Origin of the sequence: Variovorax robiniae (genome assembly GCF_037889955.1) — a bacterium.
In the GTDB taxonomy this organism is placed as follows: domain Bacteria; phylum Pseudomonadota; class Gammaproteobacteria; order Burkholderiales; family Burkholderiaceae_C; genus Variovorax; species Variovorax robiniae.
Map to the genome: position 1 here is coordinate 277,952 of NZ_JBBKZS010000003.1, position 13,486 is coordinate 291,437.

Consider the following 13,486-nt stretch of genomic DNA (forward strand, 5'->3'; position numbering starts at 1 on the left):
CGTTCGCAGAAGGCCTATTCCGGCAGCAGGAAACTCATCGGCCGCCGGCACAAGCGCGAACGCACCGCGGCCCGGATGCGTGCCCGATCCATGCCGCTCACGTTGTGCGCGCGCAGCGCGACCCGGAAGGCGCAAAAGAAGCTGACGCCGACGTTGAGCAACCCCAGCATAGGAATCGCCGCCACGCTCCACCACAGCAGCGAGGACTTCAGCACCTCCGGCCCGATCGTCGCCGCCGCCACGGCGATCTGCCCGGTGGACAGCGTCACGTGCGGCACCTCCAACGGCAGGCCGAAGAAGGCCGTGACCACCGGCACCAGTCCCATCATCATCCCGAGCGAGATGTTCGCGGCCAGTCCCGAGACATGGGTGCGCAGGAACCCCGCCCAGCGCTGCGCCCGCGCCACGCCGAGCGCCCGGGTGATGCGCGGGTTGTAGCGGATGGCCGAGTCGATGCGGTGCAGCACGAAGAAGTTCTCCGCCCAGCCGGCGATCAGGCTGCTCGCGAACAGCACCACGCCGGTGGCCGCGGCCATCGGCACCAGCGGTCCGTAGAGGCGCAGCGAATGCAGGGTCTCGTGGGCATGGTGCTCGTCGATCGCATGGATGCCGAACACCCACACCAGCAGCAGGTACAGCAGCAGCGCCGTCGGCGCGACCAGGAACACGTTGCCCAGCACGGCCGCCACCTGCGAGCACACGAGGTTCGCCACCTCGTCCACGAAGGATTCGACCGCGCCCGCCGAATCCAGGTCCTTGAGCTTGGCGGCCATGGCCGGCGCCGTCATGGCCGGCTGCTTGGTGGCCAGCGTCGCGTGCGTGAACTGGATGACGATGAAGCTCAATGCATAGAGCACGCCCACGCCGAAGCCGGTCCAGAACGCGGTCAGGGCCAGTGCCAGCCAGCCGAACTTGAGCAGCACCGTGAAGCCGGTGATGAAACCGCCGCCGGCCGCCGACAGCAGCATGCCGCGGTATTCCGCCCGGTCGCGCGTGATGTAGTGCTCGCCGACCTCGGCGCTGCGCTCCACGACCTTGGCGGCCAGCAGCGAGGAGTTGTTGGCGATCAGTTGGCGGATGCTGTTGCGCTCGCCGCCGGCCAACACCAGGCGCGCCACCAGTTGCGCCATGGTGCGCTGGTGCTGCTCCGACAGCAGGCAGTCGAGCAGGTCGCGAATGCGCACGAGGCGTGCGCGCAACTGCCGCAGCTTGAACACCAGTTCCACCGAGATGCCGTTGTCGTCGAGGTGGGTGTACACGGCATTGGCGGCAGCGCGACATGCTTCGAGCCGGTTGCGGAAGGCCAGGAACGCCGCCTGCAAGGTCTCCGGGTCGCGCGGCTGCCGCACCAGTTCCTCGCGCAGGGCATCCAGGTCGGGCATGAGCTGGTGGAAGGGCTCGCTTTCGCGCAGCGATCCGCTCATGCCAGCACGCAACTCGGCCGAGAAGCCGGTCGCGACCACCTGGCTGGCGCAGAAGGTGATGGCGTCCAGCACGCTGTGCTGCCATCGCGGCAGGCCCTCGACAAGGTCCTGCGACGCCAGCTTGCCAATGCGGCCGAGCACATCGATGTCCAGTTGCTGGATCCATGCGGCATCCGAATCGCGGGGCAAGGCCAGCCGCATGAGGCTGGAGGCGTCGGTGGTCTCGGGCGTGCCCGGCAGGAACCTGTGGTGCAGGCGCTCGACGACTTCGCTCAGGAAGGCGCCGCGCGACGGGATCCCGTGTTCGGCCAGCCAGGAGGTCAGGTCGACGGTGCGCCCGAACACCAGCCACCAGGCGCGCAACCGCTCGTGGATTTCCGGCCGGGCTTCCACGGCGTCGAGGATCTGCCCCACGCGCTCGCCGGCAAGCTGCGGCGAGGACCCATCGCCGCGGATCCAGTCGAACAAATCGATCAGCCAGATGTGCCGCTGGGCCAGGCTGGCCTGCGGATCGAGCCGGTGCAGGAGCGCGTCGAGGTCGTTGGTCGCCGCGAGCCTGTTCATGCCGTCCGGCCCCGCGACGCCTCCGCGCCCTCGCGCAACCAGCGGGCCACCACCTGCGGCACGCATTCGGTCGCCTTGCCGCGCAGCCATTCGAATCCGTCGGGAGGGCTGTCGAGCTCGGGCGCCACGACCACCTTGTCGGCCGATGCCGGCGCCGCATACGCCAGCGACGCGGCGGGGAAGACGGACAGCGAGGTGCCCACCACCAGCAGGCGTCCGGCCGCTGCAACGTGAGCCCTTGCTTCCTCCAGATGCTGCACGGCTTCGCCAAACCAGACGATGTCCGGCCGGAGCTGGCTGCCTTGCGGGCACAGCTGGCCCATGTGGATCGGCTCGGCGCCGATGCGCTGGCGCAGGCCGCTGCGCTCGCCCCGGGCAAAGGCCAGCTCGCCATGCACATGCACCACCCGAGTCGAGCCGGCACGTTCATGCAGGTCGTCCACGTTCTGTGTGACGACGACCACGTCGAAGGCTTTCTCCAGTTCCGCGATGGCCCGGTGCGCCGCGTTCGGCTGCGCCTGCGCGGCCTGTTGGCGCCGCTCGTTGTAGAAGGCCTGGACCACTTCGGGATGCTTGCGCCAGCCTTCGGGGCTGGCCACCTCCTCCCATGCGTATTGCCGCCAAAGGCCACCCGAATCGCGGAAGGTGGGCAGGCCGCTTTCGGCACTCACGCCGGAGCCCGAGAAAATCACGATCCGGCGAAGGTCGGGGCGGGTCATGGTTGCGTATGCTTCCGTGATGGGGCGGCCAGCATATCTGGAGGGGTGGGCGGCCAGCAAGCGAGCGAAAGACTGACAAGGCACCGGCATCCTTGCACGACTCACCCGGGTCGAAGCAAAAGGCACGCTTGCACTTACTTTCGCACTTTCAGCTAGGTACGGATTTCGTTGGCAGCACCTACGATCGCTGCCATGAATCGCGCATGGGGACGGATGGATGATTGTCGGCATTGACCTGGGTACGACCAACAGCCTGGTGGCTGCGTGGCGCGGTGGCCAGTCCGTCCTGATCCCGAACAGTCTTGGCGAGGTGCTGACGCCCTCGTGCATCAGCATCGACGACGATGGCACTGTGCTGGTCGGCCGCGCCGCCCGCGAGCGGCTGCAGACCCATCCCGACCGCACCGCCGCTGTCTTCAAGCGCTACATGGGCAGCGACAAGACGCTGCGCCTGGGACAGCGCGACTTCCGTCCGGAGGAGTTGTCGGCGCTGGTACTCAAGTCGCTCAAGGCCGATGCCGAGGCCATGCTCGGCGAGCCGGTGACCGAGGCGGTCATCACCGTGCCGGCCTATTTCTCCGATGCCCAGCGCAAGGCCACGCGGGCCGCCGGGCAACTGGCGGGCCTGCGCGTCGACCGCCTGCTCAACGAACCGACCGCCGCGGCGCTGGCCTACGGCATGCACCGCATGGGCGCCGAGACACGCTTCCTGGTGTTCGACCTGGGCGGTGGCACCTTCGACGTGTCGATCCTGGAGCTGTTCGAGGGCGTGATGGAAGTGCGCGCCTCGGCGGGCGACAACTTCCTGGGCGGGGAGGATTTCGTCCACTGCCTGGTCGACCTGTTCTTCGAGCGCAAGTCGCTGCCGGCCGGGCTGCGAAAGGACGCGCTGTTCATGCAGCGGACGTTGGCGCAGGCCGAGGCAGCCAAGCGCGAGCTCAGCGGCCAGGCCCGCACGTCGATGTCGGTGCGCCTGGACGACGAAACCATCACGCTGGCGCTCGACGAGCCCACGCTGGAGCAAGCCTGCGCGCCGCTGCTCAAGCGCCTGCGCACGCCGGTGGAGCGCGCCTTGCGCGATGCCAACCTGCGCGGCGCCCAGCTCGACAACGTGGTGCTGGCCGGCGGCGCGACGCGCATGCCCATGATCCGGCGCCTGGTCACCACCATGTTCGGCCGCTTCCCGGCGATCGACTTCAATCCCGACGAAGTGGTGGCGCTGGGCGCCGCGGTGCAGGCCGGCCTGAAGGCCAAGGATGAGGCGCTCAAGGAAGTGGTGATGACCGACGTGTCGCCCTATTCCCTGGGCGTCGAGATCAGCCGGCGGCTGTCCGAGACCATTGCGGCGCACGGCCATTTCGACCCGATCATCGAGCGCAACACGCCGGTGCCGGTGAGCCGCGTGAAGACCTACCTGCCCATGACCCACGGCCAGCAGTTCGTCGACCTCAACATCTTCCAGGGCGAGGCTCGCATGGTGAAGGACAACGTGCACCTGGGCCGCCTGCGCGTGGAGATGCCGCGCGGCGCGACGGACGATGCCGGCGTCGAAGTGCGCTTCACCTACGACGTCAACGGCCTGCTGCAGGTGGAGGCCACGCTGCGCAAGACGCAGCAGACCTCCAGCCTGGTGATCGAAGGCAACCCCGGCCTGCTCACCGATCAGGAGATCGCCGAGCGCCTGCGCTCCCTGGCCGAGCTGAAGATCCACCCGCGCGACACGCTGGAGAATCGCACGCTGATGGCGCGCGCCGAACGCATCTACCAGCAGCTGCGTGGCGAGGTGCGCGAATGGCTGGGCGCACAGATCACCACCTTCGAGCAGGCCTTGGCCGGCCAGCAGCAGCGCGCCATCGCGTCGATGCAGCGGCAGCTCGAAGAGCACCTGAACCGCATCGAGCGGGACGGCTACATCATGGATACCGACTGATCGTGGCGGCCAGGCAAATGGACGACGACACGCCGGAATTCCTCCAGGTGCTGGGCCTGGACAGCGATGCCAGCGCGCGCGAGATCCGTGGCGCCTACGCGCGGCAGCTCAAGCGGATCGAGCCCGCCGCACAGCCGCAGGCCTTCCAGGAGCTGCGCGAGGCCTACGAGTTCGCCCTGCACTGGGTGGCCGAGGATGCGAAGCCCGCGCGCCATGCGGAACCGGCCACGCCGGAAAGCGCCCGCCAGTTGCAGCATGCCAATGCGCAGGCTACCGCGCGCGCCATGTTGGAGGAATTCAAGCTGTCCATCGCCGGCCAGCCGCCGCGGGATACCGAGGACGCGCGCCTGCGCCTGCGCGCCGCGCTCGACGATCCGCGCCTTCAGGACCTGGACGCGCGCTTCACCTTCGAGGGCGGCGTTGCCAACCTGCTCGCAGATGGCTGGCGGCCGGGCCACCAGCACCTGTTCGGTCCCGCCGTACTCTGCTTCGAATGGCGCACCGACCGGCCGCGCCTGAAGGCCTACGGGCACTCGGGCACGATCATCGACAAGGCCATCGGCGAACTGGAAATCCACCAGACCCAGCCGGCCGCGCGGCGCGAGGAACAGCGCGAAGTGATCCGCGACCTGCGCAGGGAGACCCCGCCGGCGCGCGGCGAGGCGAGCTACAGCCCGGACTTCATGCGCCAGGTCATCGCGAGCTATCCGAACTGGCTGCATGTCGTCACCCATACCGCGAACCTGACGCTCTGGCACGAAGACGGCATCGCGGCATCGCGCCGCTCGCGCTCCGAGGCCGCACGGAAGCTCGGGCGTGCGGTGGGCATGGCCGTGAAGTGGCTGCTGGTGCTGGCGGTGGCCGGCGTCCTGGCCTGGGCATGGCTGTCGGAAGGCGACGTGATACCGCATGGCGCCGGCTTGGCTGCGTCCCAACCGGACGATGCGTCGGGGCGGGGCGCACTGGAGACGCCGCCGGCCGCGCGCGCCGTTGACGACGCGAAGTAGAACGGATGAGCAGCGAAGTCCTTCCGTCCTTTCTCGCCGCACTCGAGCTGTCGCCAGCCGCGCAGGAGCGCGACGTGCGCCGCTCCTATGCGCAACGCCTCAAGAAAATCGACCAGGAGACCGACCCGCACGGCTTCCAGGCCCTGCGCGATGCGTACGAAGCCGCGCTGAACTGGGTCCGCAGCCCGCGCGATGAGGCACCGGTGGCGCCGGTCGTGGTGCAGCAGGCGGTCCGTCCAGACCCGTCGGCCACGGCCCAGGAGGTGCTGAGGGCCTTGTCGCAATCGATGGTCGCAGAGCCCCTGGTCAACCTGCGGATGGCGGAGGATCGCCTGCATGCTGCGCTGGATGACCCGCGTCTGCTGGACCTGGATGCACGCTGGATGTTCGAGGGCGGCATCGCGGTGCTGATCGCGGAAGGCTGGCAGCCCGGGCATGAGTTCCTGGTGCCGGCGGCGATCGAGCTCTTTCGCTGGCGCGTGGAGCATTCGCGGCTGCAGGGTTTCGGCCGGGCGGGGCAGATCGTCGACAGCGTGATCACCGAGCTGGACCTGTACGAGCAGCACGCGCCCGACCTCCGCCTGTCGCTGGACAAGGTGGTGCGGCTGCTGCGGGGGCACGAGCGGCCCGAGGTCGGCTTCCTGATGACGCACATGCAGTTCGTCGAGCACATGGCGCGGGCGTATCCGCACCTGGTCCATGTGATCACCCATCCGGGGAGCATCCAGCAGTGGCGGGAATGGGAGGCGCAGGCGATCGCGGCGCGGCCAGCGCCGGTCCAGGAACCACCGCGGCGTGGGCTCATGCGCATCGTGGACCGCAGGCCCGGGTTGATATTGCTTGCGATGCTGGCGGTCGCGTTCGCCCTGCTCTTCTTCACGGCGCCGAAGTCGCCTGGCCGGTCTGCGCCTGGCACGGCTTCCGGCACGCCGGCAGTCACGGCGCCGTCAGCCACATCGCAGGCCCCGTCGCACACGGCGCAAGAGCTTGCCTTGAAGGCGGGCAAGGAGGCGATGGCTCGCGCCATGAAGCCCGCGGAATACGAGCGTCCACCGGCGGTGGTCTATCCGGCGGCCTCACAGCGCCTCGGAGAGACCGGCAAGGCGCTGATCCAGGTCATGGTTCGCCGAGATGGAACTCCCGGCGAGGTCGAGGTGTTCCAAAGTTCAGGCTACGAAAAGCTGGACCGCGCAGCGCTCGACGGCGTTCGCGGCGCCAGCTTCGTTCCTGCGAAGGGCCGCGATGGCCAGCCGGTCAATGCCTGGTTCATCGTCCCGATCAACTTCACGCAGGACAAGAAGTAGCGTCCCGCTACATCGGCGCCATCTCGAAGCGCAGCGCTGCCCGCTTCATCGATGCGGTCGCGGCGAGTTCGGTGACATCCACCGGCTTCCCGACGAAGGCGATGCGCAGGTAGGGCACCGGCACCTGCAGGAGGCGGAAGGCGCGCAGCAGGATCTGCGCAGCCAGTGCGCTGTCAGGTCCGCCGACCGCGAGGTTGACCGGCTCGCTCTCACCGCGCGCCATGACCAGGGCCAGGTCCGACACCATCGGCGAGGACGCGGCGACGAGTGCGGAAAAAGCTTCGGGCGACAGCGGCGGCGAGCCGTCGGCGGGCGGCGCTGGCGCCGGCACCCAGACGGTCAGCATCTGGTCGCTCAGCTTCATTTCGGGGCCGAGCGACTGGTAGCCGATGCGGGCCACCAGGTCCGGCGTCAATTGCGGCGGTGCACTGGCGCAGGCCCCGAGCATGGCGCTCGCCGCCACGGTGCCCGCGGCAAGCAGCCGCCGCACATCACGTCGTCTCATCGATAGGCTCCTGCATAACGGTCGATCGTCAGTCCCTTCATGTCGATGCCAGGCTTGCGGCCCGAGATCACGTCGGCCATCACGCGACCGGTGCCGGCGGCCATGGTCCAGCCGAGCGTGCCGTGGCCGGTGGCCAGGTACAGGTTGGGCAGGCGCGTGGCGCCGATGACGGGCGTGCCGTCGGGCGTCATGGGGCGCAGGCCGCACCAGAACTCGGCGCGCCCGGTGTCGCCGCCGCGCGGGAACAGGTCGCTGACCACGTGCTCCAGCGTCTGGCGGCGCGCCTCGTGCAGCCTGAGCGTGTAGCCCGCCAGCTCGGCCGTGCCGCCGACGCGGATGCGGTCGCCCAGGCGCGTGACGGCGACCTTGTGGGTCTCGTCCATCACGGTGGACTCCGGTGCGCCGGTGGCGTCGGTGATCGGCACGGTGATCGAGTAGCCCTTGACCGGGTACACCGGGATGCGAATGCCCAGCGGCGCGAGAAGCAAGGGCGAATAGCTGCCCAGTGCGACCAGGTAGGCATCGCCCTTGACGGTGCCGGCATCGGTGACCACGCCGTCGATCTGCTGCGCGCCGGGCTTGAGCCGCTCGATGCGCGTGCCGTAGCGGAACTGCACGCCCTGCTGCACGGCCATCGCGGCCAGCGCCTGGGTGAACTTGAAGCAGTCGCCGGTCTCGTCACCGGGCAGCAGCAGGCCGCCGGCGAACTTGTCGCGCACGCCGTGCAGCGCGGGCTCCTGCCGCACGCAGCCGTCGCGGTCGAGCAGTTCGAAGCGGACGCCGTAGCGCTGGAGCACGGCGATGTCGGCGGCGGTGTGGTCGAGCTGGGCTTGTGTGCGGAACAGCTGCAGCGTGCCCTGCATGCGCTGGTCGTACTGGATGCCGGTCTGGTCGCGCAGTTCCTCCAGGCATTTGCGGCTGTACTCGGCCAGCCGCACCATGCGGCCCTTGTTGACTTCGTAGCGCGCGGCCGTGCAGTTGCGCAGCATCGACAGGCCCCAGCGCACCATGCCCAGGTCCAGGTGCGGCCGGACCACCAATGGACGGTGGTGCATCAGCAGCCACTTGATCGCCTTGACCGGTACACCGGGCCCGGCCCAGGGCGCCGAATAGCCGGGTGACACCTCGCCGGCATTGCCGTAGCTGGTCTCCCGTGCGGCCGCGGACTGGCGGTCGATCACCGTCACCTCGTGTCCTGCCACGGCGAGCTGGTAGGCCGCGGTGACGCCGATGACGCCACTGCCGAGCACGACAACCTTCATTCGTTTCCTTTGGTGCGCCTCGGGGAGGGCGTCAAGGCAGTGTAGATTGGGTTTTCGATATCAATGCTCCTTGACGCCAGGCGTCTTCCGCGATGCATCTATGGCGAACAACTTGGGCTTGTTCGGGGGCACCCGCGGAACCGGCTTCGCCGGGCCGCTGGGTGCGCCCCCTTGAGGGGGAGCGCCGTAGGCGCATTCGGGGGTGGGTCATCCTTCACCAAACAACTCCGGCATTTCCCGATGTGCCTTGGCCGTGACCGTCAGTTCGCGACCGTCCAATGCCTGCCGCACCCAGCCGCGCCGCAGCGACAGTTGCAGCCAGGCCGCGGCCAGCGCGCCACCGAGATGCGGCCGGCGCTCGCTCCAGTCGAGGCAGGCGCAGGCGAAGCGGCGACGTGCCTGGCGCGCGGCGGCGATGTCCAGGCCCAGGCTTTCGAGGGCCAGCGCGCCATGGGTGGTGAGTTCGTACACGCCGCCCTGTGCCACCGCCTCGATCCAGCCCTGCGCCAGCAACTGGTCATGCAATGCGACGCCGGCCGCGCCCGCCATGTGGTCGTAGCAGGTGCGCGCGGCGCGCAGGTTGGTGGGCGTACTGGGCTTGAAGCTGCTGCGCGTGGCGCCTGCGACGACGAGCAGGCCTTCCAGCGCCGCGGCCACGTCGTTGCCTGCCAGGCGAAAGTAGCGGTGCTTGCCCTGCGCCACCGACTCGACCAGCTTCTGCTCGCGCAGCCGTGCCAGGTGGGCGCTTGCGGTCGAGGGCGCGACGCCGCCGACGGTGGCCAGTTCGGTCGCGGTGCGGGCATGCCCGTCCATCAGGCTGCACAGCATGCGCGAGCGCGCCGGCTCCGCGATCGCGGCGGCCACGCGGGCCAGGTGGGTGTCGGCTTGATCGCTGGCGTCGTCATCCATGCTTCGATGGTAGACGAAGCATGCAATCCGGATCAACTGCAATATGGGAGTCATGAACCCTGCCAACGCCATCGATGCGGTGACGCATGCCGATCCCTATCCGTACTACGCGACCCTGCGCCAGGGTCCTCCGCTTGTGTTCGACGACATGCTCCGCCTGTGGGTCGCAAGCCGTGCCGACGTGGTGGCCGCCGTGCTGGGCCATCCGGCATTGCGAGTGCGTCCGGTGGCCGAGCCGGTGCCGCGCGCGATCGCCGATGGCCCGGCAGGCGCGGTGTTCGGGCGGCTGGTGCGCATGAACGATGGCCCGCTGCATGCCGTGCATCGGCCCCTGCTGCAACGGGCGTTGGCCGGGCTCGACCCGCAGGTCACGCGCGCTGAAGTGCTGGGCGTGGCCCGACGGCTGGCGTCCGGCTCGCTCGATGAATGGATGTTCGCGATGCCGCTGTGTGCGTTGGCGCACCTGCTGGGATTCGCGGAAGAGGATGCGCCGCGCATCGTGGCCGATGCGCGCGCCTTCTCGGCCTGCCTGTCGCCGCTGTCGACGCGCGATCAGCTCGATGCGGCGGACGGCGCGGTCTTGTCGTTGAGCGATCGCTTTCGCCATCTGATTTCCGAGCGTCGCATCCGCAACGGCAGCCTGCTCGACGCCGTGCTGGCACAGGCACGCGACGACGACATGGTCAATGCCGACACGGTGCTGGCCAACCTCGTCGGACTCTTCTCGCAGACTTGCGACAGCACTGCCGGCTTGATTGGCCAAGCCGTGGTGGCGCTGGCGCGCGAGCCCGGTCTTGCCGCCGCCGCCGACGCGCACGGCGACGGCTTCGCGTTGCTCATCCAGGAAGTTGCGCGCCACGACCCGCCGGTTCAGAACACGCGGCGCTTCGTGGCCGATGCGTGCACGGTGGCCGGCGTCAATCTGCGGCCGGGCGATGCGCTGCTCGTCATCCTTGCCGCCGCCAATCGCGATCCTGCATTAAACCCCGACCCGGATGCATTCCAACTCGAACGCGCCGCGCGACGCAATCTCGGCTTCGGACTGGGCGCGCACGCGTGCCCGGGCCAAGCGTTGGCGCAGGCCTTCGCGGCCTCCGGCGTGCAGGCGTGGGTCGAACAGGGCATCGACCTCGACGCGATGCGTCGATCAGGATGGGACTACCGTCCCTCGGTCAACGGCCGCATCCCGTGCTTCCGGGCCCAGGATGCGCAGTGAGCGCCGACGCGAAGCAAGCTCAGTTCGTCGACGCCACCGGCTGCGCCGCGGCCGGCGCGAACGCGCGCCTGTCGGTGCACAGCTTGCCGGCGTCCGTGGCGAAGCTCTGCACCGCGTTGGCCATGGCCGCATTCAGCACGGTCATGTATTCGCCATTGCCGTTGTTCCAGTTGCCGATGGTGCCCATGCCGTGGTAGCGGCGTGTCACCGGGCCGTCCGGTGTCTGGAAGCTGGCCTGGAGCACGACGTGCGATACGAGGTTCAGGCCCGCGGACCAGGCATGCGCCAGGCGCAACCCGAAGCTGGCGCCGACCTGGTTGCTGGTATCGGCTGTGGGTGCCGCGCCGTCCTGCGGTTGGAAGCCCATGGCACGCGTGGACTCCAGCGCCTGGTGCGTCCACTTGACGACGTCTCCGCTGCGGATGGACTCCACGACCATCGGCGCGTGGATGCCGAACATGAGCGCACCGACGGTGCCGGGGTTCGACCGAAGGTCCTCGATCGGCCCGAGGAAGAGCGCGCAATTGCGTGCCAGTTGCGCCGTGGTGTCCGCGACCGGCGGCCCGTTGGGGCGCTGCGTGGTGGGGGCCGCGACGGGCGCCATGTAGACCATGTTGAGCGGTTCGGCGGCATCGAAGGCGTGCGCGAGGCAAGGCAGCAGGGCAGCGCCGGCGGCCAACGTCAGGCAATGCAGGGCTTTCATGGTTGCGCTCCCTGGTCGACGGAGAACATGCCGACCGTGTCGACCCGGCGGATCGTGCGCGTGCCGCGGCGGTCCACCAGCACGCCCGAGAAGGTGGCCTTCATGCCGTTGGCGATCAGGTTGAACGACTCCTTCTTCGGCTCTACCGCCCCGACGGCCGGCTTGGCCTGCGCATCGATGTCGAGCGCGACCATTCGCAAGGTCTCGGTGATCGACTCGCGCATGTACGAACGCAGCAGGCGGCCATCGTCGGCCGTCAGCTTGGCGATCACTTCCGCCCGCGTGCCGGCCGGCAGCGGTGCCTGGTACACCGCGTTGCCATAGTACGAACGCTCGGCCTGGCCGTCCTGCCAGAGGTTGATGCCGGTGCGGGTAGTGAAGGCGCCAAGGCCAGGCTCAAGTGCGTATTGCACCAGCAAGGTCATGTAGGCATCGCCCTTGGCCGTGGCGGCGATGCGTTCGTCGCGCTCACGCTGCACGGGCATGGTGGACAGCACTTCGGCCGATTGGAGGCGCAGGGGAAAGCTGGCCTCGGTGGCCTGCTTCAGGGCGACGCGCGCCTCCTTGCGGAAGTCGATGTCGAGCAGCGGGTCCACCGTCGCCTGGATCTCGGCGGCCATGCCCTTCTGGCGGGACTTCTGGACCTCCACGTCGATGAGAACGCCGATCAGCCCACCCGGCGCGGCGGACGCACCCGGCGCCGTCGCGCTGAACATGAACCCATCCTGCGCCACGACGACGCGCACATCGACCGCCTTGATCTTCTGGCGGTTTTCGGCTGACAAGGGTTTGTGGAACTGGGCACAACCGGCCAGGCACAGGGCCATGGCGGCCACCAGCAAACGTTGAATTGACAAGACTTCCTCCCGGGGACATTGCTTCTTGGATCGCCCGGGAAATCTACCTCAGGGTTCCAGCGGCAACGATGGGGGTAGACCCCATCGCAACGAAAGTGCTAGTGGAAGCCGGTGCATTTGCACGACCTGCATCACCAGCAAGCGTTGCGCGCCGGGGTAGGCAGCGACTTGCTTCTCATCCAGCACGATCTGCACCTTGGCCGCGAGGTACAACAGGTCGCCGTTGTCGTAGTCGATGAACAGCAGTCCGGCGCGCGGCGACAGCAGCAGGTTGCCGAGCGTGTTGAAGAAGAAGTTGCCAAAGTAGTCGGGCACGACCAAGGTGCGCTCGTCGACGACATGCACGAAACCGCGCGGCCCGCCACGATGCGACACGTCGACGCCATGGGCCCGTGCCGCACCTTGCGAGCGCGCTTGCGGATGCGCCGTGGCAATGAAGAAGGTGTCGGCTTGCGCGATGAAGCGCATGGCTTCGGCGTCGAGACGGTCGGCGTGTTGGGGCGGCATGGCCGCGTCATCGCCCGCAATGAACGAAGGCTCGCGCGGCCAGATGTACTTGGGGCAGTTGCCGAAGCTTTGCGTGATGCGCACCGAGAAGCCATCGACCCCGACGCGGTCGACGATGCCGTTGGCCCGGTTGCGCCGACGCGTGTGCGGCTGGATGCCGAGCAGGCCGATCGATGCACCCGCCTTGAGCGACGCCGCCGCCGGGTCACCCGGCAGCGGCAAGGCCGCGATGTCGAGGTGACGGTCGTCGGGTGAGCGGATGAATCCGGGGGGCGCGGCCAGCACCGACGCCCACGGCTGCCCGTCCTCGTCGACCAGCCCCGTCAGCAGGAACGGTAGAAGCGCGAAGAAGCTGCGGTGCTGTTCCGGCATCGCCTCGCGCATGATGCGCGTGCCGACCTCCTCCAACTTGGCGCGCGAGCCGGCATGGGCCTGCAACGCCTTCTCGCCTTCGTGGAAGGGCGCGTCGGCTTCGAGAACATCGGGAGTCATGGTCATGGGCCTCACAGAAGAACGTGGATTCATTGTTCTTTCTTTCACCCTCCGGATGAATCACCCTCCGTGCACTGCACTGCTGCG

General features: G+C 68.6%; 12 protein-coding genes. 4 read left to right on the top strand and 8 right to left on the bottom strand.

Annotation, left to right across the window (positions count from 1 at the left end):
• Positions 1-14: 14 nt before the first annotated feature.
• Both WKW79_RS09425 and WKW79_RS09430 read right to left on the bottom strand, forming a co-directional pair.
• Entirely contained in the window at positions 15-1,988 is a 1,974-nt protein-coding gene (locus WKW79_RS09425; RefSeq protein ID WP_422823857.1) for a site-specific recombinase, read from the bottom strand.
• Entirely contained in the window at positions 1,985-2,707 is a 723-nt protein-coding gene (locus WKW79_RS09430; RefSeq protein WP_340334878.1) for an SIR2 family NAD-dependent protein deacylase, read from the bottom strand. Before WKW79_RS09430 ends, WKW79_RS09425 begins: the two co-directional genes overlap by 4 nt.
• Positions 2,708-2,924: 217 nt before the next feature.
• Between WKW79_RS09430 and WKW79_RS09435 the strand changes: the two genes are divergently transcribed.
• The 3 genes from WKW79_RS09435 to WKW79_RS09445 are packed head-to-tail and all read left to right on the top strand — an operon-like array spanning position 2,925 to position 6,948.
• Positions 2,925-4,637 (top strand): Hsp70 family protein, encoded by a 1,713-nt coding sequence (locus tag WKW79_RS09435; protein ID WP_340334879.1) that lies wholly within the window; start codon positions 2,925-2,927, stop codon positions 4,635-4,637.
• A gap of 2 nt (positions 4,638-4,639) precedes the next feature.
• Positions 4,640-5,644, top strand: a complete 1,005-nt coding sequence (locus WKW79_RS09440; RefSeq protein ID WP_340334880.1) for a hypothetical protein — start codon at positions 4,640-4,642, stop codon at positions 5,642-5,644.
• A 5-nt stretch (positions 5,645-5,649) separates the two neighbouring features.
• Entirely contained in the window at positions 5,650-6,948 is a 1,299-nt protein-coding gene (locus WKW79_RS09445) for an energy transducer TonB (protein WP_340334881.1), read from the top strand.
• A 7-nt stretch (positions 6,949-6,955) separates the two neighbouring features.
• Here WKW79_RS09445 and WKW79_RS09450 read toward each other — a convergent pair whose 3' ends face one another.
• From WKW79_RS09450 to WKW79_RS09460, 3 genes are all read right to left on the bottom strand, one after another.
• Positions 6,956-7,453, bottom strand: a complete 498-nt coding sequence (locus tag WKW79_RS09450; RefSeq protein ID WP_340334882.1) for a hypothetical protein — start codon at positions 7,451-7,453, stop codon at positions 6,956-6,958.
• Positions 7,450-8,715, bottom strand: coding sequence for a D-amino acid dehydrogenase (locus WKW79_RS09455; protein ID WP_340334883.1), 1,266 nt, complete (start codon positions 8,713-8,715; stop codon positions 7,450-7,452). Before WKW79_RS09455 ends, WKW79_RS09450 begins: the two co-directional genes overlap by 4 nt.
• A 207-nt stretch (positions 8,716-8,922) precedes the next feature.
• Complete coding sequence (locus tag WKW79_RS09460; protein ID WP_340334884.1) at positions 8,923-9,624, bottom strand: ArsR/SmtB family transcription factor; 702 nt, start codon at positions 9,622-9,624, stop codon at positions 8,923-8,925.
• A gap of 52 nt (positions 9,625-9,676) precedes the next feature.
• On the opposite strand from WKW79_RS09460, the gene WKW79_RS09465 reads away from it, so the two are divergent.
• Positions 9,677-10,840, top strand: coding sequence for a cytochrome P450 (locus WKW79_RS09465; protein ID WP_340334885.1), 1,164 nt, complete (start codon positions 9,677-9,679; stop codon positions 10,838-10,840).
• A gap of 19 nt (positions 10,841-10,859) precedes the next feature.
• Here the strand turns inward: WKW79_RS09465 and WKW79_RS09470 are convergent, their stop codons facing one another.
• Genes WKW79_RS09470 through WKW79_RS09480 form a run of 3 tightly spaced genes read right to left on the bottom strand, consistent with a single transcriptional unit; the run spans position 10,860 to position 13,399 of the window.
• A complete protein-coding gene (locus WKW79_RS09470; RefSeq protein WP_340334886.1) occupies positions 10,860-11,543 on the bottom strand; it encodes a hypothetical protein in 684 nt (227 codons plus the stop codon).
• Positions 11,540-12,400, bottom strand: coding sequence for a hypothetical protein (locus WKW79_RS09475; RefSeq protein WP_340334887.1), 861 nt, complete (start codon positions 12,398-12,400; stop codon positions 11,540-11,542). Before WKW79_RS09475 ends, WKW79_RS09470 begins: the two co-directional genes overlap by 4 nt.
• A gap of 48 nt (positions 12,401-12,448) precedes the next feature.
• Positions 12,449-13,399 carry a pyridoxamine 5'-phosphate oxidase family protein gene (locus WKW79_RS09480; RefSeq protein WP_340334888.1) on the bottom strand — a complete coding sequence of 317 codons (951 nt, stop codon included), beginning with the start codon at positions 13,397-13,399 and terminating at the stop codon, positions 12,449-12,451.
• Between the last annotated feature and the right edge of the window lie 87 nt (positions 13,400-13,486).

Excerpts from the sequence above, each read along its gene's own strand:
- WKW79_RS09425 (WP_422823857.1), bottom strand. The coding sequence starts at position 1,988 with ATGAACAGGCTCGCGGCGACCAACGACCTCGACGCGCTCCTGCACCGG.
- WKW79_RS09430 (WP_340334878.1), bottom strand. The coding sequence starts at position 2,707 with ATGACCCGCCCCGACCTTCGCCGGATCGTGATTTTCTCGGGCTCCGGC.
- WKW79_RS09435 (WP_340334879.1), top strand. The coding sequence starts at position 2,925 with ATGATTGTCGGCATTGACCTGGGTACGACCAACAGCCTGGTGGCTGCG.
- WKW79_RS09445 (WP_340334881.1), top strand. The coding sequence starts at position 5,650 with ATGAGCAGCGAAGTCCTTCCGTCCTTTCTCGCCGCACTCGAGCTGTCG.
- WKW79_RS09450 (WP_340334882.1), bottom strand. The coding sequence starts at position 7,453 with ATGAGACGACGTGATGTGCGGCGGCTGCTTGCCGCGGGCACCGTGGCG.
- WKW79_RS09455 (WP_340334883.1), bottom strand. The coding sequence starts at position 8,715 with ATGAAGGTTGTCGTGCTCGGCAGTGGCGTCATCGGCGTCACCGCGGCC.
- WKW79_RS09460 (WP_340334884.1), bottom strand. The coding sequence starts at position 9,624 with ATGGATGACGACGCCAGCGATCAAGCCGACACCCACCTGGCCCGCGTG.
- WKW79_RS09465 (WP_340334885.1), top strand. The coding sequence starts at position 9,677 with ATGAACCCTGCCAACGCCATCGATGCGGTGACGCATGCCGATCCCTAT.
- WKW79_RS09470 (WP_340334886.1), bottom strand. The coding sequence starts at position 11,543 with ATGAAAGCCCTGCATTGCCTGACGTTGGCCGCCGGCGCTGCCCTGCTG.
- WKW79_RS09480 (WP_340334888.1), bottom strand. The coding sequence starts at position 13,399 with ATGACTCCCGATGTTCTCGAAGCCGACGCGCCCTTCCACGAAGGCGAG.